Raw genomic sequence first — 18978 nt, 5'->3', positions numbered from 1 at the left:
GCTGCATCACAAAGACTTGAGACACTACTCGCACTCGCTCTGCGGACGTATTTCGACCCGGAGCGGCCGGTCGAGTACGGAAAATTGAACGGCCGGATTCCGAACCTCACCGGCCGCTCGATTCAGTTCAGAAACGACCGAACAGCCGCGCCCGGACACGCGGGACTCTAAACTTTCTCGTAAATTTGCCGATGACAAGGCGGTTGACGCACGATGAATCCACCAGAAAACCTAGATCGGACGGGAATCGAGAAAGTGACCAAGAATTCGATAGACGCCCACCGTCTTATTAGCGCGCTCAAGCGAAAACTCGACGTTCAAAACACACAGGAACTCGGGAATCTATTAGGTCTTAGTCAGGCAAATTTCCGCGATTGGGAATCAAATGGGCTGACCGAAGAAAAGTTAGCGCGTGCCATCGTAAAAACGATGCGGTCCAGCGAGCAGAATGAGCGTGTCAAAATAGCGAACGAAGCGATTGCCAGCCTACGCGACAAGTTCGACGTCGGCACGAACGGGCGATTCAGTCACGAACTCGGCATCTCCACCGGGACGGTAAACAACTGGTTGAAGTACGGCCTAACAGGCAGAAAGATATCCGATGGGCTGCAGAAGGCGAGACAACGTGCAGTCAAGTCGGCGCATGAATGCGCGATTGCGCCTGTCGTGGAGTATTTCCAGCTTTCGGCTTCTCGAAGATCAGCTAACGGGACTGCTGAACTGTTTCCAACGCGTGCGCCGGGTACAACCAAGGCGCTGCTGGGCCTCAAGAGCGCACTGGAAGAAAGTCGCGGAATTTATGTCTTTTACGACTCGCGGGGGCGGGGTCTGTATGTCGGCAAGGCGCAACGCCAGAGTCTGTGGAAGGAGATGAATCTTGCTTTTAATCGGGACCGCGACACGACCCAACGGGTGTATCGCGTTCAGCATCCGGAACGCGGCGAGTTCAAGACATCGGATGAATACGCCCGCCAGGTTAGGTTGACGACACGTCATTTGAGTCACCTCGCGACGTATTTTTCCGCATATAGGGTGGACGACGCGCTGATCAACGAGTTGGAGGCTTTGCTTGTCCGGAGCTTCGCAAACGACCTTCTCAACGTGAAGATGGAGCGCTTCGGCAAGTGAATGGAGCAGCCCGGTCGGCTGCCGCGGAAACAGTTCGCCGCGATGCAGATGACGGCGCGTTGGGAGACCCGATCCAACGCGCAACGGGCTTCGTCTACCTGCCCATTGCCAGTCGACGCTTCATTGCGGTGTCCGACTAACCCAACGGGCGAATGACGCTTCATTGCCGCTCACCGCCTCACGCATTATGCGCGTGTTTGCGAGCGCTCGTTAAGGCGACGATCGGCGCCACCCGACCCGGAGCAGCCAGTTGGACTGGCGCGACATCAATGACGGCTTCCAGGGTGGATCCGACGCTTCAACGACTGAGTAACGGTGCGAGCGAATCGCGCTTCTTGCTAACGCAGCGGTCTTTAGGAGTAGGGCAGCGACGGTCGCTTCATGGCCGATTATCGCCGGATGAGTGCGCGAGTCGAGGCGCGGAATTGCCGACTGTAGCGGTAAGTGGGGAAGTTTCACGTGCTACAGATCTGCTACAGCAAGGGTAGCAACCCATATCTGACAGGCCTTGCGCCTGTCATTCCCCCCCTGAACTGGTGGCAGTTAGAGATTGCGTTTGCGAGTATCGTGGGCGCCCCACCACGCGGCATGGCTATCACCGGTCGGTCGAGAATGGCGGCGAGCGGTTGCGGAAAGACATTCGACACGTGCTATCAACGATGTTGACGGCAATCTCTGGGAACTGGAAGCGGACCTTCAAACGGGCACGTGACACCGCGTGTCAGCATAAACAACAGAGCGAAGAATGAAATCTAGCTGGTCGATAGACGGGACCGACTTGAATGATCGCCCCCGGATGGGCGGCGTGCATGCGTTGGCGGGATTCGCGTTTCAGGAAGCATATGCGCTGCTGCGGCTGACTTGGCTGCTCACTCAACATCGCGGTCTTGTCGAACTTCGATATGAGGGTGCGCAGGATGTCGACCTCAGATATGGAGACTGTCGAGAAGTATTGACGCAGGCGAAAGATTACGAACCTGTAAATCTCACGCCGGAGGAGCTTCATGACGTGCTCGCAGGTTTCGCGCGAGATCTGATCAGTGCCAGTGTTCGTGCGGAACAGAACTTCCTATTGCCGGAATTCAGGCTGGTCTGCACCAATCCACCAGATCAGCCGAAAGCGCTGGAGCTTTTTCGCGGTGTGAGGACGAAGGATCACGCGGTTTCAGTCGCCTCAAAGGTAAAGGCTGAATACCGAAAGGGCTACAGCGACGCGGAGGTGCTCCGACTTGCACGGGAGGCAATCAGCAGAACGACTTACGAAGTGGTGGGGAGCGACGATGTCCTGGTCGCGCTCCAGTCTCAGGCATCCTGGAATCTCGCGTGCTTTGGCGTCCCCGTCGATCACGTTCCGGCGTCTCTGGCGCAACTCGAGAAGGCGCTCACCCCTAGGGCGACGTTCCTGCTATCAGACGTTGTCCGGTTGTTGACAGGACTTCCCGAGGGGCATCCGGGCAGGGATGATTCACCTTGCCGGATACTACCTTCACGTCGCGAACTCACCTTGACTCCGGACTTGAAAACCCAGTTTCTTCACGGTTCCTCACAAACCTTGTGGTGCGCTGTCGCGAACGATCTGGACGTACAGCGCAACGAAGCGGGGGTTATAGCGGAAAAACTGAAACAACTGATAGCGACGGGTGGACTACTGCTCTTGGAGGGCGCTGGAGGATCCGGAAAATCTACGCTGGCACGCCGGGTCGCATGGGATGCGCATTTGAGTGGGGCATTTCTCGTGGTCCATGCGCCTTTCCCCGGGGACTTTGATGATTCCTCGTGGCGCGCTCTTTTGCACTTCGTCAAACTTGCCGGTAAGCCGGTCCTTCTAGTTCTCGACGATGTGTGGCGCCATCAAAAGTTTATTGCCGCGCTCGATCGAAGGGTATGTACAAATCTTTGCGTACTGGCAACCGCTAGACCGGGAGGGAGTCCCGTGACAGAGCCGGAACGACTCTTCATTCACCGCTTCTCAATGGGCGAACTATCGAACGACATAGTCGCTGCGCTGCGCGTACTAGTCAGCGAGGACGCACAAGCTGGGACAGAGGTGCCTGAAGGCACAATCCAGCGATTTCTTGCGTCTGGGCAAATACTTGCGCTATCGCTCACACTGCAGCGAGGTTCATTGAACGGATTTGCGAAAAGCATTATTGAGCCACTCACGCACAAAGGCGCATCGTATGACGCGTTTCTAGATTTGTGTGTTGCCGGCGCCTACGATCATTCCGCACCGTTCTCGTTCTTCGATCGAGCGACGCCTGTCGACTCCCGATTCTGGACTGACCATAGTTTTGAGGGGCTTGTATACATTCAGGAAGGAAAAACCTCGAGACGACTGAGAGTCGGACATGCTCTTGTAGCTGGGGCGGTCGTCAGCGTGGCGAACGTGGACATAGTCGCTCGTATGATCAGCTTTTGCGAAAGATGCGATCGGGCAGACTTGCAGGAAAGACGCTTTGTCATCCGTCTGCTGCTTAGCGTCGCGGAGGACCAGACATTGCGTGGACAGGTGCGTTACAACCAGCGTTTTGTCGCTGCCGTTGAACGCCTGCTCGACTCTTCTTCTTTCGCGGATGTGCATCGACTAGGCTATGTATTGAAGTTGATCGGTGAGCAAGAGCGTGCCGCGCGGGTTCTTATGGCTGCATCCGTCGATCGCATCAGGGACGATGTCGACGTCGGCATAGCTTTAAGTCGCTCCAGTGTGCGCGAGGAGTTTATCGCACTGTTCCCAGTTCTCTTTGACTACTTTGGGCGTCAGGAAAAAGCGCAAGGTCGACGGCGGTTTCTTCAACGAATACAGCACTTTGGAACGCCTGATCAGCAGCGGCAGACTGTCGAGCAGACCGGAAACTGGTTGATAGCGCAGCAGTTCCCTTCTGAAGAAACGAGGGCTCTCTTCTATCTCGCCACCTATGCTTCGGACGCGTCGATAGCCAAGCAAACGGTGCCACTAATTCCCCTCTTTCTGAAAGCACGGGAGGATACCGCGGACGATTTACGCGCCGCCGTCCGGCTCACAAACCGATCGGATGATATCGATGTTGCGCGGATTCTCGTGCCCCGAGTTATCAGCTTTCTGGAATCCGTCGACGTGTGGTCGGCGTCGGATTTTGGCCTTGCCCAGAAGATGGCGCGGCTCATTCACGGTAGTTTGATCGAAGAACTTGGTACACGAAGTTCGATCCTGTTGATCAGAATGTTTGACCAGGCGAATGAATGGCGACGCAAACGCTGGCTGCTTCAGGCTGCAATCGGGGTCAGTTCGGTATCCAGTCTGGAAAAGGTAAAGGAAGCTGTTGACTCGATGATCCGGCAGTACCCGGACCGGGAAACGTCGCAATTGAAGGCCCATTTCAGCAGAGTGCTTGAACTTGCAAACTCCACAACCGTGTGATTGAGAGTTGTCAGGTGGCAGACCGTCAAAAAGGGTCGGTCTGATGACGGTCGAGTACAGTTCGGCCACAGCTGACGTTGGAGTGTTGGCCACCGTGAGGCAGCTGATTGGCGCTTTGCCGCCGTTCGCGCCGTCGTAGCCTCGAATGTCAAGTACCGATCCGAGCGAATGAGTACTTGCGACCGAGGCCGTGTAAAAACACAAAAGTACTCGGTTTTCGGGTGTCGCATTACCCTTCACGAGTCGCCACTAGCCTGTTACGCGGCGATCTGAAGGGTCGACTTTTAAGAAGGCTTCCGGCAGAGCGCGTTTTCACACGGCCTCGACCCATAGCCGTCCTTCGAGCTAGCGCGACCACTACGACAGCTTCCGAACTCGAACGGCCATTCGATCAGCCGTATTGGCCGGCCAGTAGGCGGCCTGTTTAGACGCGGCACCGGCGGATCCACATTTTCGCGGACGCGAAACTTACGTGGCCGGCCCGGTTTCGAGATTCCTGTGTGGTCAACCGCACAGATTCGATCAACTTTGCATCGGCCTGAAGCTTACCAGTCGCCTATAAATAGCTTGCGATTTGCGGGCAATTTTGGGAGAGCGCTCTGCGGTACCACTCTCTATCGGGAAAAAATCGGTTCAATCGGGTCAACCATTCCTTGGGGCGAGCATGAATACGATCGAGCATAGTTCCCTGCCGTTCAGGTACCGCTTTAATGACAAGACTTTCGCTGCCGAAGGACGGCCTTCGGCAAACGCGGATCTCGTGGCCGCGCTAGAAGCGCTTGATTGGGATACCATACTACAACGAGCAGCAGAATCCGCGGCGGGAGGGATCGCCGCAGGGGTCGTTAAGACACTGCTAGGCCCGACCGAGTGGGAAAGACAGATCTCGGCAGATCTTCAGACCATCATCGGAAAGCTTGACGTTATCCTCGACGAGATCCGCGAACTGAGGAAATACATAAGGGACGCGAATAGGGCTAACACCCGCGCGGCACTTCAAGCCGATCTTGTCGGGCCAATCTCAACCTTGACCGATTACATGGTGGGGATTCGACATGCAAAAAAGCTAGACCCACGTCTTAGGAGCCTGTTCGAGCTTGCAACGAACGACCTCACACTGGGCCTGTCTCGGGTCATAAACTATCAAGAACCGGATTCGGCCCGACCGTTGGGCATTCCGCTCTACGCGTCCATTGAGGCCGGGCTGATAATGCTGGTCATCGCGCATAACGTCCTAGAAATTCCGAAGGCCACGACTAGGGCGCAAATTGAAACATACGCCAAAACTTTTGCGGAGTGGCGAAGCATTTTGAAGGCCGATGCAGATGGTCTGCTCGTCACAGTGAATGCGGAAACGGCCTATTTGACAAGTTACCCGCACCGCGGAGCTCTGGAAATTGGCGGTCTTCATGGAAACAGCCAGTTCGACTGTACAGGCCGCCAGTACGACCCTCGAGAAGGTGGCAATACCTTGGTTTTTGGCGTTATTGATGGAGGCGTCGACAAACCGTTTGTGATCGTGAGAATGGACTTAGAACCGTACACCGTCGAAAACTTGGAAAAGGCTGACCGCTTTCCGTTCCCTTGGAGTGTGTCCGGGGTAGGTTGTGGGGGCCTCGCAGTTTGGGCGATGGTCGCCGGGGCCAGCGGTGCCTACGGACGAACGCAGGTCATGGTTCGGGGCCTGAATACGCGCCGCGACACCTTACTGGAAAACGCAGAGCAGCTAAGGAAGCTGCTGCTGGTAATAGACAGCCTTGGATCGGCGCCGGTCCGCCTCGGAAAATTGCTGCAGTAGGTCTTGAGGCAATGCTTGGGTCGAAATGCACTGCTGTCAGGAGGCGCTCCGACAAGGCGCTATCCGGTGGCCGTTCGGCTGCAGAGATTGCGCGTGCATTCACGAGGTGAACGCGAATCAGGTGTTCGATTGGCGCAACCAGTATCGAGGGATGCATCAGCGTCGACCGTCTCGAATGTGCGTTGCTGCGGGTCGCCGTGAATAAGGCTAGCGACAGTATTGGGCAGCTTTGGGAGTAGACGAGCCGTTCAAATGGCAGTTTCCTGCCCTGGCCGAGCAGCCGCTTGTGGCCGTTCGGCGACAGCTCGGCAGCCACTTGCGTTGCGACGCATTCGCCACGCCGCCGTGGCAAATCACCCGTGGATACCCCGGCAAAAGGGGGATGGGAGTCCAGCTACTACGGCCAAGCGGCATCGCTTCGCGTCGTCACACCATGACGTGCCGATTCGCGACTACGTATAACGTCATGATTATAACGATCGGCGGCCGCAATCTGACATAAGCGCTATTATGTCGGGCAAAAGAATTCGCCCGTATTCAGGCGATGTAAAGCGTATGGAACGTACTTGCCCAGCAAGGGAAAGACTTTCCTGTTAAGGGCAAGCTTATACAGATGCGACCAAATAACCTCACACGCTGAGTTTGAAAGCGACAGAGCTTCAAACGGGGAAAGCTTGAAACCGAGTCAATGTGGCACGATGAACGGATGCCCGACGATTGCACTGGCTCGTGCGCCGGCTACGAGGTCAACTAAACCTGACGTTCCGTCCGGCATAGTTGCTTCAATAGGGGGATCTAGGCGCAGCGTCCCTCCGTAAGCGGGGATTTGCAACCCATTCCAGACAACCTCTTGCCGGTCGTTGACCTGACGCATCTGCTTCCCGATCAAGCGGCTCCCTTTGGGGATAGCAAGGTTGGCATAAGCATCGTAGACGTCGTTGCTAACCACGCCGGCGACCAGTATGTCAGGGGCCGCAATCTCTAACGTTAGCGAGATGATCGTTCCTGGCGAGACCTCGAACGACTGAAGCTTTTCGGCTTTCAGCATGACCGGCATTTCGGGCTGAGGCAGCTTCGGTTCTTGTGCTCAGGCGCACATGGTGACAAGGAATATTGCTAGGCACGCCGACGCCCCTTTCTGAAGCATAATCCTTCCTCTGGCAAATAGGGTTCGATAATAGCGAATGTCGGCACCGACTTGCAGGATGGCTTCGTAGTTCTAGTGCGGTGGCTGTCTGGCGCTGATTTCGGTGCATTCGGACTTAAGGCACTCGGAGAAATCCCCCGTGTTGGGGTGCGTCCGTATGGATGTAGCCATGAGGTTGTGCCGCGCCGGCACATATCGATATCCTCTACGGGCTAGAAACGACAGTTTGTAAAAATCAAGGAGCGGCATGGCTACCAAAAAGATGCTGGCACACGATCAAGAGTCTCTTGCAGATGCGCTGTTCCCCATCGAAGAGGAGGAGTTTGAGGAGGCAATCCTTTCGATTCCCCCTGAGAAACGGATCCTTCGTACAGAGCAATACGATTTCTCCGTATCCACCCTCGTCGGAATGATGGACAAAGGTGAGGTGGAGATCCCAGAATTCCAGCGCCGATATGTTTGGAGCGACCGGCAAGCGTCAAGACTGGTCGAATCGCTCATCATCCAATGTCCAATCCCAGTCATCTATCTGAATCAGGAAAAAGACGAGACCTTCTCGGTGATTGATGGGAATCAGCGACTAAACAGTCTGAAACGGTTTGTGGGAGATGCCTTCCCATTAATTGGTCTAACCAGTTATCCCGAACTTGCTGGGCTGAAGTACTCTCAGCTCGACAAACGGTTCCAGCGGCACATTAGTAACCGGGTTCTGCGGTGTACTGTCATCCTTAAGGAGACGCACCCACAGGTTAAGTTCGATGTATTCGAGCGTCTCAATTCAGGCGCAGTCGCATTGACGCGGCAGGAACTTAGGCACGGTCTCTACTATGGAAGCCTGTTGAAGGCCGCTTCGTCTGTGGCAAAGGAGCTAAAACTTGACAGCCACTTCGGCGGCCGCAAAGACAAGCGCATGAAGGCGGAGGAGTTGGTCATCAGATATTGGGCTCTTAGCGAAGGCATTGGTGCCTACGAAAAGCCGCTCGCATCGTTCATCTCAACCTATGCGGAGACAAACCGAAACCCAAGCGACGATGAATTAGAAGCATTAAGCAAAAACATTCGGGATACACACGCCCGCGCCGTTCAACTTTTCGGTCCACACTGCTTCTCCTTCTCAAAGGAGGGAACCTCTAGATTCAATGCTGCGGTGTTTGATGCACAAATGATTGCTTGTTCCAAGCTCACGGACACCAAGTTCCAAACACTCGAAGGTCAACTTGATGCTATTCGGGAGTCGTACGAAAAGCTTCAAAAGAACCCCGAATTCGCTAGAAGCGTAACTCTTGCGACCAGCGATAAGGCTGCTTTGCAGGGGCGAATCCACAAGGTCTCGATGCTGCTGAAGAATTTTCTATGAGCTATCGATGGAGCCGGGCTCGTCGCGAGTTCGAAACGCAGCTAGACCTAGCAATGCAAGAACTGGCCCCCTTATACAAGTTCGCGCACAAGCATGGCGGCGGTTCTCGTCTGCTAGCGGCATACTATGTTTTCGCATATTCGCAGCTTGAGGTTTACATCAAAAGCTTCGTGGAGGACTCCCTCAGTGCGTTGGCCGCCTCATCGCCGCCGTTCGACAAATGGCCCGACTTGATGCTGGGCTACTTGCTGCATAAGAGCGAGAAGCTAGCCGCCGACTACCGGCGCTACAGCGTTGACGAAGACGAAGGTGCAATACTAGGCAAAGTCGCCCAGGCGGCGAGGAAGATCGCATCATGGAGCACTGGCGTCCCCGGGCTGACTGCGGCTGATGCTGCAGACTTTCTTGAGAAGAAGAAGTACCCATCGCCGAAAAATCTGCCACAACTATTCAAAAGACTGGGGGTGGAGAAAATTTGGGCAGTAGTCGGCAAAGCGGGAAAAATGAACGGCGAGTTGATTCTGACGTCACTCAACGACCTACGAACCGGTATAGCGCATGAAGGAAAGGTACCGCCGGGGTTCAGCCTCGTAGATTTTCGAGACCGCCTCGAGCAAATGCGTCGCTTCGTGGCGGCCCTAGATCGAGGCATTTCGAGCCATTTTTGCTCTGGGACGATTTCGCGGGCAGTCTGGAACGGAGCAATGAGCTAGCGGCCCGAGTGCGGTAGCCGGGCTATCCCCAACGTTGGGACGATCTTCTTTAAGAGGTCGTTGAGTCTTCGAATCCGCCAAGCAACCCAATTGATGCGCGAGTCAGTTGGAGGCCCACTCGATCGGCAGACTGAGTTATGCAAGAAAGTGGGTCGCTCTGGAACCCGGCTTCGTCTACCAGACGCCGCACCGTGATCCTCACGGAGCGGCGATTATTCCGTATGTCAGCGAAAAACAAAGCCCTGTTAAACTTACGCTGGATCCAACAGCTACACACATAATCTAGCCACGAATGAAGCGTATTCCCACATCTAGCAGCCGACGGATTCCTCGCGAGGAAAAGATCGCAGCCGTGGATCTATTTTGCGGCGTGGGAGGAAAGACTCACGGTTTTATAAATGCGGGAATACCTGTGGTCGCCGGATATGATATCGACGACACATGTCAATACGCCTACGAAAACAACAACGTAGGCGCCACGTTTGTATGTAAGGGCGTGGAAGAATTGAATCCTTCCGAGCTCGAGTCCTGGTATCCCAAGGGAGCAGTCAAAGTGCTCATTGGTTGTGCCCCTTGCCAGCCGTTCTCTACCTACAGCTATCGTTACGCATCAGCGCCAGGCAAACGGAAATCAAAGGACAAGCGATGGGCACTCCTGTATCGCTTCCGAGATTTAATTCGCGCGGTACGACCGGAGATTGTCTCAGCCGAGAACGTACCCGAACTCGCAAGACTCAAGCACGACGTCTATGTAAGCTTCGTCAAGGATTTGATTGACATGGGATACCATGTCACTGAAAGCATCGTGCGTTGTGCCGAGTATGGTGTACCGCAGACCCGAGAGCGTTTGGTAATTCTCGCGTCTTTGCGAGGTCCTCTGAAGCTGATCCCGCCGACCCACGACGCCGAAGATTACGCATCCGTACATGACACTATCGGTCACCTGCCTGCTATTACCGCCGGTGGCCCCTCCCCGACCAACGACCCATTACACGTCAGTTCTAGGCTCTCGCCTCTGAACTTGGAAAGGATTCGCTCTACGCCTGAAGGTGGCGGATGGCCCGATTGGCCGGAGCGTCTGAAATTGGCCTGTCACAAGAGAGATACCGGTGCCACTTATCCGAGCGTCTACGGGCGCATGCGATGGGACAAGCCGGGGCCAACCATCACGACTCAATGTTACGGCCTAGGGAATGGGCGTTTCGGGCATCCGAGTCAAGATCGTGCGATTTCGCTACGCGAGGCGGCGTTATTACAAACATTTCCGGCGAAATATTCATTCGCCGCTCCGGGTGAAAAGATAATATTTCGGCATATAGGCCGTCATATAGGAAATGCCGTACCAGTCAAGCTGGCAGAAGCCGTTGCATTGTCAATTCAGCAACATTTGCGCGATTTTCCTAAGTCGTAGCGAGGTATTGCTCGAGAGTTATATATTGCTGAAATGCGTTAATTACCGCGTCCAAATAATCTATAACTGCATCGGAGATTTTTCGAAGATCACCGGTAGAATGATCATTTCCACATTCGGAGAACGAGATTGCACCGTGGGCGAGTTTGTTACGGAGATCCCGAACAAGCTTTAGCGGACCCTTGTTATCTCTAGCGGGACGCTTCACGGCAGTATAAATGGCTTTTGGGACGGTAAGTGTCATTCCAAGTTTTTCCGCTAGACCCTCGATTTCGTCATCGTCCCAATTGCCGCCACCACCCTTCGTAATTGACAGTTCTAGTGGCAGAATGCCGAGTAAGTGATTACAAACTGCCATGGCTCGCTCTAGACGGTGCTCTGGCGAAAGATCTTCGTGAGTTTTTGCAAACGAACGAACCCACTGTTTTCGCATTTCTGTCGAAAGTTCGCGCGCAGTCCTTGGAGGATCTCCCATGCCCATTGCCGCGCGTTCGACGGCACTAATAAGCAAGGTCGTCGTCGACTCCACAAGATTGTAGAGATGCAAATAGAGTCCGGCATACAGAATTCGCTGCTGCAAAGGCGTGACTTGGTGCTCCTCTAATCCAACTTTGATTACGGGGACGCCAATTTGAAGGCTGCGCTCAATGGTTTCCATTAATGAGAAATAGGCTTCAATCTCATTTTTTCGCTCCTGAAATGCAGTACGCACGCCGTTCATGCTACCGTCCCTAGCAGGCTGTCACGAACGAAACCAATCCGGCCCTCCAGGCGCCCGATCGCATTTGCGCCGTCTGATCGCGCTTCTTTGATAAAGCGTTCAGATTTCAACCACCCTTCCGTTTTTACTGGATCTGGTTGCAAATCAGGCTTGGCTTGCAGAGCCAAGTAGGTGCCAATCGCAATACCCTCGAAGCGCGATCGTGGCGTTGCTTTTCCTGTTGGCGTGCGCCGAAACCCGTAGGGAATAGCTTTCTGCACAAACGCCATCGTCCGATGGAAGCGCTCCCTGTAAGCATCAACTAACGAGGGATCCTCTTCAAAAGCCTTGTTAGTATGGCGCGAATACGAAAACAGGAATGGAGAAACCTCGTCGGCATAGTCTTCCAAGCCGTCGCCATAAGCGAAGAACCGCGTTACTAGCTCTTCTGGCTCTCTCTCTTTTAGTTGCTTTTCGCTCACCGGGGCTAAGGATTGAAATACCGGATCTTTGGCGAGTTCAACCACGAGATCCAAAAATGGACCCCGTAGGGCACCGCGCCGCACTTCCGCCTTATTCGCAACCTTGCTGCCGGTGTTTATCCGTTCGAATAGATCAAACCGTGCCTCTTCATCCGCGAATTCGCTCAATACTATTCCGCGAATCGAACGATTAAAAAGCTTTCGTTGACGGGCTTCCGGTAAGTCGCAAAACCTGAAACCGGAAACGGCGGGAAGTTTTTCTAAATCCCCTAAAGCCAGTTCGTTATATACAAATTCTTCCAGCGTGCGTAAACGCTGCGAGCCATCGACGATTTCCAATTTCCCAGTGGAAGGATCCTCCCAAAAGAAAATAAACGGAATCGGCAATCCCATCAGCACAGATTCAATAAATCGCCACTTACGCGATTCTTCCCAGGTAAATTCACGCTGATACGCAGGGACTACATATTCCCCTTGGCGGGTTTTCTGCGCCAATATTTCGATCGTGAATTCCGTAATATAATATTCAATACGCTTTGCGCGCTCTTGAATTTGCGCCTCCGCGGCGTCTTTTTCTTCGTCTGTAAAGCCGAACAGAGATTCCTGCGCCATTCCTTCCCCCGTTTTCCTAACTAGCAGCGACAAGCCGTTTAGTATAGCTCCAAGGGTAAGCGAAAACGCGACAACGTAGCCTAAAGGGGGAGAACACCCTACTTCGATTCTTCCGTCGAGCGCTTGATGAGTTCGCGCCGGAGTTTTTGATACAGTGTTTCGGCATCGCGAGTCTCACATTCCCAAATAACCACAACCCTCCATCCGAGCGCTTCTAAGTCTCTTGCGTTGCATTCGTCTCGTTCGATGTTTCGATCGAACTTGCTCAGCCAAAACCCCCCATTCGACTTCGGCGTTGAGGCCAATCGGCATCCACCGTGCCGATGCCAAAAACAACCATGTACGAACAGGCAGATTCTCGACTTCGGGAAAACAAGGTCGGGGCGTCCTGGCAAATCTTTCCGATGAAGGCGAAAGCGAAGTCCCATTGCGTGAGCAATGCGCCGAACGCGCAACTCTGGGAGCGTGTCCTTTTGCCTCACTCGGCGCATCAAGTCACTTCTCTGCTCAGGTGTAAGCGTGTCCATGTTCTTTTAATGCTACACCAAGCGTTTCGGAGTATCGAAGGGCTGGCGGAGAGACGCTGCCAGCATACTCGGATGCGCTGCACCACCGTTGCTGGTAATCTCGCGACGCGGCACGTTGCAGATCATGGTTCCCTCTTGGTTTTTCGGCCGCGTTAGGAGCGTGGACTTAAAGTCAGCAATTGCGACGAGTGGATTGTTCTTTTGGCGCGGCCGTAGTTTCGCCCAGCGATACCGCGGCGAAGGCGGCCGGATGCGTCGAAATCGACGTGTTTATGACGCAATGCTGCCCCGCCGGCGTCGCCTGATCCCTCGACTCACAGAATCGACGCAGAATCGACGCAAAATCAACGCACCACCCTCGTTTAAGAATCAAGCCGGTTTTTGGCCGCGCCGTTTCGCACTCTCTATTTTGAACCGAGCTAAGCGGTCAACCTTCGGCGAGTGCTTAATTGGTCGCGCGGTATCGACGGAAGGTGCTGTACCGCGCCTGCCGTGACTTTTTCGACCGTGAACGGCGTGTCCGTACCGTCCGATGCTGTAATCACTAAGGTGACCCATGACTTTGGCTGCATGTTCAAGTGAAACCTCGGGATCTGCCTTCATGTCGGACGCGACCTGGTGCCGGAAGCAATTTGGGCTGACACGCGTTCGTAGTTTTGGATATGTGCTTTTCCCCAGTTGCACGATGCAGTTATAGAGATAGTCCTTGTCGTGCGCGATCGCGAGCGGGCCCTTGCCGTCAACGATATCCCGACTTGCGAGGGCATGTAGGAACTTCAGTGCGGGATTTGCACCCGCGCCGACCGCGAACCCGAGTGTACGCATCGGCTGACCACGCTCGCGCCCACCTGCATCAATGCATTTTGCACCCTTGATTCGAATCGCAAGGAGATCTCCTCGCACGTAGATGACCGCGCCCGCACTGAGTTCTGCCGAGCGGCACCCCGTCAGCCAGAGGACAGCAAGTGCAGGGAGCAATTGTGGCCTAGATTGTTGCCAGTCCGGTGTGCATGCTCTCTCCCATAGCGCGTCGCGCCAATCGGCAGGAAGCAGTCTGAGTGTGGGCTTCTTTGCTTTTCCCATTGTTCTCTTCCGTTTTCGGGTGTCCGTTAGTATTCGCATTTAGCCTAGTCGGGGTTCGTAGCCGATCGATTTCAAGACCGTTAGAAATCGACTGAAAACCACCCCCGAGTCGCGATGCGCCTCGACCCCTGAGGGGTTAGGGCTTGTGCTGTTTCAGCCACAACTCGCCATGTCTTCGCATGTCGTTGTTGTGGCTGAAACAGCACAAGCCCCCTCTTGTCCGACATGCCGTCCGGACAAGAGTCCGATATGATTTCGGCACCTTGGAAATCAGGTCCGATCTGTATTCGGCAGCGAAGAATTCGGCGAAAATCGTGGTCGCCGCTGTCAGGCTTCGGTAACGCCGCGTGCGGCTCGAAAACCGGCGTTGTGCTGTGGTTCTCGTTATTCCAGCGTCCGCCCCTCGACGGCTGCGCTGGCCACACCGCAAGGGCGTGGACAGCGCCGACTGGTTGGCAGGCGTTCTGCAGTGGACCACCAGCTCCCCGCGACGATTGCCCTCGGCCTGACGCGTCGGAATGCGGTTTGCTCAAGTTGGAAGCGTGACCCAACCCTCTTCCTGCAAGCCAGGACGGTCGATGACCGAACGCGGCTCGCGCGCGCTGCGCGCCCGGATCGAGGCGCACGGGGACCCGCGCTGTAGGCGCGGGGAGAGCGCCGACCGCCCTGTGGGCGGGCGATTCGGACAGGCGCTCGTGGTGCGGGGATGGGGGGCCGTCAAGGCGCAATGCGCCGCTTTTGCCTCCGCTGGCGGAGGCGTGTTGTTGGCTCAGGCGTATATCCATCAAGCGGTCGTTAGCGTTAAGGTTTATAAAAGATTTTGGTTAATCGCGCGCGCGCGTTACGGTTTTTGGGAGCCACGTATGTATTGGCCTCGCGGGGAGTTTGCGTCCGTGAAACCACGAAGCAGGATGTCCATAAAACCACGTGTCAATTCACAGGTCAGGCGTTCGTGAAACCACGTGCCAATTCACAGGTGCGGCAGACTTGTCCACAGGTAACGGACACGTGGTTTCACGGACGGTTACCTCTTTTCAGTTCAGTAAGGAGATCTTTCAGCTGGGCCTTTGCGCCTTTCTGGGCGCGTGCATAAAACGTCGCCACATCGTTCCCGAGATCAAACACCACACGGTAATCCGGCAGCACGTTGGCTCCCGCCAGTGCCTTAATGGTGGCCCGGAACTTCCGCAGCGTGTCGGTGCTCCCGCTTTTTTCGTGCAGCACTGCGAGACTCACGCGCCATTTGGGCTGTCCGCCGCAATGCTTGCGGGCCAGCTCGTAGATGCGCCGGTCGAGCGGTTTGCGCAGCCGGAAGTAGTCGCGACTGACAGTTAAGACGTGCTTGGCCTGCACCGAACGCCATAGCCACTCGGGCAACGTGATTTCAATGGCGACCATGCGACCGTCATGGTCGCGCTCAATGACGCGCCATGAATCAATCAGCCCAAAGCCTGCTCGTTCTCGCCTGCCGTCCGTTGCTATGTTGGTCTCGATACGAGTGCCGCAAAGCCGGGCCAGCGTATCGCCCAATCGCCTGTAACTGTCGCCGTCGGTACGCCTGTTTGTTGCCACAAGGAAATCGTAGCCAGTTAAGCGCAGGACGCGCCCCACATCCTTTCGGCTTCGGTTGATTGCCTCTACTAGCTGGCTAATGCAGTAGATCCAGAGGTCCTTGTCGTGAATCGTCGCACAGCCGTCATGTCCCGGTTTGACGGTAACCGTCGTTCCGTTTCGCGCATATACGCGCACGCGCTTGTCTCCAGCCTTTAAGGCGAACAGGGGGTGCTCCATGCTAGCCAGATCATCCTTCGGCGCAGCGTCGAGGATGTCTGCGACGAAGAAGTCGCGTTGCTGATGACGGTTCGGCGAGAGAAAGCCTCGCGTATCCGCGTCAACGTCGTCCACGGCCACTGACGGTATCGGCAGCAACTCGTGATCTCGATCCATAGCCATTGCCAGTGTCGCGGCAGCTTTATTGGTCACCCGATCGGCGATGGCGACCGCGTCGTTTTACGACCGTATTGAGAGCATTCAGCCATTCCCTCACATCAGCCGCACGCCAGCGGACGCAACGGTGTCGGCTCATGGCCGGGCGTGGAAACTCCCCCTGCATGTTTCGCTGATAGAAGGCCCCTGGTGAAATGCCGAGGAGGCAGGCGAACTCTTTGGGCGAGATCAGTGCGCTCGGGTCTAGCTGTGCGAACGTCACGCGAAAATCACTGGTGAAAGCAGTTTGCTCGATTGGCATTTGCGCGGTCCATATGAATCAGGTAGTCTGATTTCAAATGTTCGGGCGCAAGGCGCTCGTTGGAAATGGCGCAAAGCCGGGGGTTTTAGATGACGAAGCGGAGCGCGGGGATCGGGGCGGAGGAGCACACCCGGAGACAAGCGGTAACCACGCTTCTGATTGGCGCGCTCAATCCCGATGGAATGAAAACTCGAAGGAGCATCGAGGCCGAATTGGAACTTCCAGTGAACAAGCTGACGGAGATATGTCGTCAAGCAACTCGTAAGCGCTGGAAAACGAACAAAACCACCGGCGCTAGTGAATTGGTCGAAACCAAGCCTGGTGTGCTGGACGAAACGGACTTTGCCTTCATCGCAGGCAAAGGCTATGACAAGGGCCGCGGTAGGCTCACTGACAAATTCATCTTTGAATTGGGGCTTGGGCAGCTTGTGGAATCGGTTCAGGTCCAACGCGGTAGTGGACTAACTGATACAGAAGAAGCTGAAATCGATGAGGAAGCAAAAGCCTGGGTGCGAGCGCTGCTAAATAACCGGCACAAGGCCCAGAAAATTTTCACGAATGGTCTCGACAACATTCGTAGAGGCGATGTTCCTTGGGCAAGAAATGGTCGACGCAAAAGATGGGCTAACGCCACTTCAGTAGAGCGTCGGGCGTCGTTCAATGGTTGGTTAGATGAGATCGAGCAACTAGGTTGTCGTGTGCTGGAGCGCGGTGAATGGCAGGAATGGTTTGAGTTGGCCAATCCTTCCGGCACGTCCAGCACAATAGAGCAATTTTTGTGGTACTGGTCCGGCATCTGCGACGAATATTCTTTCGGCTGCCCGCCTTGGATCTGGAGGGTGGATGTCGACTACTGGGATAGCTTCGATGCCTTGAGCAGCGGGGAGCTTCTTGACAGCCTGATCCTCATCACAGAGAGTGATATGCCATATAGCACATACCACACGCGGTTTGAACACCCCAGCTCGAAGCCACGTCTGCGAGGCTACGTGCTTACCGATGAAGTCACGAGCTTTAGCGTGATCGATGGCGAACTTCAACCAGAACCGGACTCTCGGGGTGACGACATCGAAGCTTGGATAACTGAAAGACGGGCACGTGTGGCACAGGCTACGCAGGAAGCCAACGCTCTAATTGATCGGGCGAGCCGGCGGAAAAGTGGCGGAGCCCATGGCTAAGGCGAAGGAATACAAACTGAGATGAAGAGAGGCGTTCTGAGTTAAAATCTCGTACAATCAAGAAGTTAGTTGCGCATGGCCTTGTGTGCAGCTGGGCGATTTCTCCCTCCGAAGGCAGGGGTTGCTGGTTCGATCCCAGCCGGGCGCGCCAAAATGGATCAAGCGTGGCGGTTTAACACAACAACAACATCAACGCCCGCGCCAAACCCGCCCCTATGCGGGTTTTTTTACGCCTCCTTCTTGCGCAGTCCCCCGCGCAACGCCTCTGCACCGGCTCCTCACGCCTGCCGCAGTCTCCCGAAATACGGCCATTAACTCCATCTGATCCACCAATCACCTTGCGAGCCTCGCCGACAGAATAGCGTCACGGTAGCTCATTGCGGGTCGAGTTTCCGTTGAAGCCGGCGCGTGTCCTGCCGGCAGCGCGTCGCCATTACGCGAGCGCTGTCCGGCATGACGCCCGCGCGCTCATCGACACTTTTTCTGTTCCGTTTTCATGAAGCCCATTCGCCTGGTTTGCGGCACGCGCGCCTCTTACGACGATTTCTCGCAGGAGACCGCGCTCGGCCGTTCGCTTTCGCTGTTCCGTCATGCGAGCCCGCCGCAGTTGATGCTGTTCGACAACAACCGGGCCGGTCTTTCGTCGATCTACAACTACGCAATTGAACAATCCCGCAACGACCCGGCGATCCTCGTCTTCCTGCACGACGACCTGCACCTGTGCGACTTCTACTGGATGGACCGCATCCGCGACGCGGTCACGCAATTCGACATCGTCGGTCTGGCGGGCAACACGCGTCGCCTGCCGGGCCAGCCGTCGTGGTTTTTCCGGGACGCGTCCTTCACGCGTGACGACGCGCAGTATCTGAGCGGCGTCGTCGGTCATGGCAGCGGCTTTCCGTGCACCAACATGTCGATCTACGGGCCGCCTGGCCGCGAATGCAAGCTGCTCGACGGCCTGCTGCTCGCCGCCGATAGCGAGCGCCTGATCGCCAGCGGCCTCACCTTCGACGAGCGCTTCGACTTCCATTTCTACGACCTCGATTTCTGCCGCCAGGCCGAATCGCGCGGACTGCGCATGGGAACCTGGCCGATGAGCGTCGTGCACGAGAGCGCCGGATCGTTCGGCACTCCGGCGTGGCGCGGCGGATATGAGCGCTACATGCAGAAGTACATGGGCGTGTAAGCGCGTCGTTT

The 18978-nt window shown here is 55.4% G+C and carries 15 protein-coding genes; 8 read left to right on the top strand and 7 right to left on the bottom strand.

Going from position 1 to position 18978, the window contains the following annotated elements:
• The first annotated feature begins 213 nt into the window (after window positions 1-213).
• The 3 genes from PPGU16_RS16165 (at window position 214) to PPGU16_RS16155 (ending at window position 6323) form a co-directional block, all read left to right on the top strand.
• Window positions 214-1128, top strand: a complete 915-nt coding sequence (locus PPGU16_RS16165) for a GIY-YIG nuclease family protein (RefSeq protein WP_180721034.1) — start codon at window positions 214-216, stop codon at window positions 1126-1128.
• Between the two features lie 745 nt (window positions 1129-1873).
• Window positions 1874-4525 (top strand): P-loop NTPase, encoded by a 2652-nt coding sequence (locus PPGU16_RS16160; RefSeq protein WP_180721032.1) that lies wholly within the window; start codon window positions 1874-1876, stop codon window positions 4523-4525.
• 664 nt (window positions 4526-5189) lie between these two features.
• Entirely contained in the window at window positions 5190-6323 is a 1134-nt protein-coding gene (locus tag PPGU16_RS16155; protein WP_180721030.1) for a hypothetical protein, read from the top strand.
• A 685-nt stretch (window positions 6324-7008) separates the two neighbouring features.
• On the opposite strand, the gene PPGU16_RS16150 is transcribed toward PPGU16_RS16155, so the two are convergent.
• Window positions 7009-7371 (bottom strand): TraB/TrbI/VirB10 family type IV secretion system protein, encoded by a 363-nt coding sequence (locus tag PPGU16_RS16150; RefSeq protein WP_180721028.1) that lies wholly within the window; start codon window positions 7369-7371, stop codon window positions 7009-7011.
• A gap of 346 nt (window positions 7372-7717) precedes the next feature.
• On the opposite strand from PPGU16_RS16150, the gene PPGU16_RS16145 reads away from it, so the two are divergent.
• The 3 genes from PPGU16_RS16145 to PPGU16_RS16135 all read left to right on the top strand — a co-directional run bounded on the left by PPGU16_RS16145 (window position 7718) and on the right by PPGU16_RS16135 (window position 10951).
• Window positions 7718-8827 (top strand): DUF262 domain-containing protein, encoded by a 1110-nt coding sequence (locus PPGU16_RS16145; RefSeq protein WP_180721026.1) that lies wholly within the window; start codon window positions 7718-7720, stop codon window positions 8825-8827.
• A gap of 53 nt (window positions 8828-8880) precedes the next feature.
• Entirely contained in the window at window positions 8881-9540 is a 660-nt protein-coding gene (locus PPGU16_RS16140) for a HEPN domain-containing protein (protein WP_180721024.1), read from the top strand.
• Between the two features lie 292 nt (window positions 9541-9832).
• A complete protein-coding gene (locus PPGU16_RS16135) occupies window positions 9833-10951 on the top strand; it encodes a DNA cytosine methyltransferase (RefSeq protein ID WP_180721022.1) in 1119 nt (372 codons plus the stop codon).
• Here PPGU16_RS16135 and PPGU16_RS16130 read toward each other — a convergent pair.
• The 6 genes from PPGU16_RS16130 to PPGU16_RS43405 all read right to left on the bottom strand — a co-directional run bounded on the left by PPGU16_RS16130 (window position 10941) and on the right by PPGU16_RS43405 (window position 16468).
• A complete protein-coding gene (locus tag PPGU16_RS16130) occupies window positions 10941-11672 on the bottom strand; it encodes an MAE_28990/MAE_18760 family HEPN-like nuclease (protein ID WP_180721021.1) in 732 nt (243 codons plus the stop codon). The two genes, PPGU16_RS16135 and PPGU16_RS16130, sit on opposite strands and share 11 nt — an antisense overlap.
• Window positions 11669-12745 carry a DUF262 domain-containing protein gene (locus PPGU16_RS16125; protein WP_180721019.1) on the bottom strand — a complete coding sequence of 359 codons (1077 nt, stop codon included), beginning with the start codon at window positions 12743-12745 and terminating at the stop codon, window positions 11669-11671. Before PPGU16_RS16125 ends, PPGU16_RS16130 begins: the two co-directional genes overlap by 4 nt.
• A 98-nt stretch (window positions 12746-12843) precedes the next feature.
• Complete coding sequence (locus tag PPGU16_RS16120) at window positions 12844-13236, bottom strand: very short patch repair endonuclease (RefSeq protein WP_243460599.1); 393 nt, start codon at window positions 13234-13236, stop codon at window positions 12844-12846.
• A gap of 405 nt (window positions 13237-13641) precedes the next feature.
• A complete protein-coding gene (locus tag PPGU16_RS16115) occupies window positions 13642-14355 on the bottom strand; it encodes a site-specific integrase (RefSeq protein ID WP_180721015.1) in 714 nt (237 codons plus the stop codon).
• A gap of 1014 nt (window positions 14356-15369) precedes the next feature.
• Window positions 15370-16338, bottom strand: a complete 969-nt coding sequence (locus tag PPGU16_RS16110) for a replication initiator protein A (protein ID WP_243460551.1) — start codon at window positions 16336-16338, stop codon at window positions 15370-15372.
• Window positions 16328-16468: an AlpA family phage regulatory protein gene (locus PPGU16_RS43405; RefSeq protein ID WP_434064421.1), complete on the bottom strand. Its 141-nt coding sequence runs from the start codon at window positions 16466-16468 to the stop codon at window positions 16328-16330. The genes PPGU16_RS16110 and PPGU16_RS43405 overlap by 11 nt, the downstream gene beginning before the upstream one ends.
• Window positions 16469-16692: 224 nt before the next feature.
• Here PPGU16_RS43405 and PPGU16_RS16100 point away from each other — a divergent pair, with 224 nt between their 5' ends.
• Together PPGU16_RS16100 and PPGU16_RS16095 are read left to right on the top strand one after the other, a co-directional pair.
• Entirely contained in the window at window positions 16693-17781 is a 1089-nt protein-coding gene (locus PPGU16_RS16100; protein WP_180721011.1) for a hypothetical protein, read from the top strand.
• A 496-nt stretch (window positions 17782-18277) separates the two neighbouring features.
• On the top strand, window positions 18278-18967 hold the full coding sequence (locus PPGU16_RS16095) for a glycosyltransferase family 2 protein (protein WP_180721009.1): 690 nt from the start codon (window positions 18278-18280) through the stop codon (window positions 18965-18967).
• Window positions 18968-18978: the final 11 nt, after the last annotated feature.

It is taken from the genome of Paraburkholderia largidicola, assembly GCF_013426895.1.
GTDB lineage: Bacteria > Pseudomonadota > Gammaproteobacteria > Burkholderiales > Burkholderiaceae > Paraburkholderia > Paraburkholderia largidicola.
This window is presented reverse-complemented; position numbering and strand designations above follow the sequence as displayed.

What these genes read in the sequence shown, in the direction of transcription:
- PPGU16_RS16150 (WP_180721028.1), bottom strand. Translation starts at nt 7,371, where the DNA reads ATGCTGAAAGCCGAAAAGCTTCAGTCGTTCGAGGTCTCGCCAGGAACG.
- PPGU16_RS43405 (WP_434064421.1), bottom strand. Translation starts at nt 16,468, where the DNA reads ATGCAGGGGGAGTTTCCACGCCCGGCCATGAGCCGACACCGTTGCGTC.
- PPGU16_RS16140 (WP_180721024.1), top strand. Translation starts at nt 8,881, where the DNA reads ATGCAAGAACTGGCCCCCTTATACAAGTTCGCGCACAAGCATGGCGGC.
- PPGU16_RS16100 (WP_180721011.1), top strand. Translation starts at nt 16,693, where the DNA reads ATGACGAAGCGGAGCGCGGGGATCGGGGCGGAGGAGCACACCCGGAGA.
- PPGU16_RS16160 (WP_180721032.1), top strand. Translation starts at nt 1,874, where the DNA reads ATGAAATCTAGCTGGTCGATAGACGGGACCGACTTGAATGATCGCCCC.
- PPGU16_RS16125 (WP_180721019.1), bottom strand. Translation starts at nt 12,745, where the DNA reads ATGGCGCAGGAATCTCTGTTCGGCTTTACAGACGAAGAAAAAGACGCC.
- PPGU16_RS16155 (WP_180721030.1), top strand. Translation starts at nt 5,190, where the DNA reads ATGAATACGATCGAGCATAGTTCCCTGCCGTTCAGGTACCGCTTTAAT.
- PPGU16_RS16095 (WP_180721009.1), top strand. Translation starts at nt 18,278, where the DNA reads ATGAAGCCCATTCGCCTGGTTTGCGGCACGCGCGCCTCTTACGACGAT.
- PPGU16_RS16165 (WP_180721034.1), top strand. Translation starts at nt 214, where the DNA reads ATGAATCCACCAGAAAACCTAGATCGGACGGGAATCGAGAAAGTGACC.
- PPGU16_RS16115 (WP_180721015.1), bottom strand. Translation starts at nt 14,355, where the DNA reads ATGGGAAAAGCAAAGAAGCCCACACTCAGACTGCTTCCTGCCGATTGG.
- PPGU16_RS16120 (WP_243460599.1), bottom strand. Translation starts at nt 13,236, where the DNA reads ATGCGCCGAGTGAGGCAAAAGGACACGCTCCCAGAGTTGCGCGTTCGG.
- PPGU16_RS16135 (WP_180721022.1), top strand. Translation starts at nt 9,833, where the DNA reads ATGAAGCGTATTCCCACATCTAGCAGCCGACGGATTCCTCGCGAGGAA.
- PPGU16_RS16145 (WP_180721026.1), top strand. Translation starts at nt 7,718, where the DNA reads ATGGCTACCAAAAAGATGCTGGCACACGATCAAGAGTCTCTTGCAGAT.
- PPGU16_RS16130 (WP_180721021.1), bottom strand. Translation starts at nt 11,672, where the DNA reads ATGAACGGCGTGCGTACTGCATTTCAGGAGCGAAAAAATGAGATTGAA.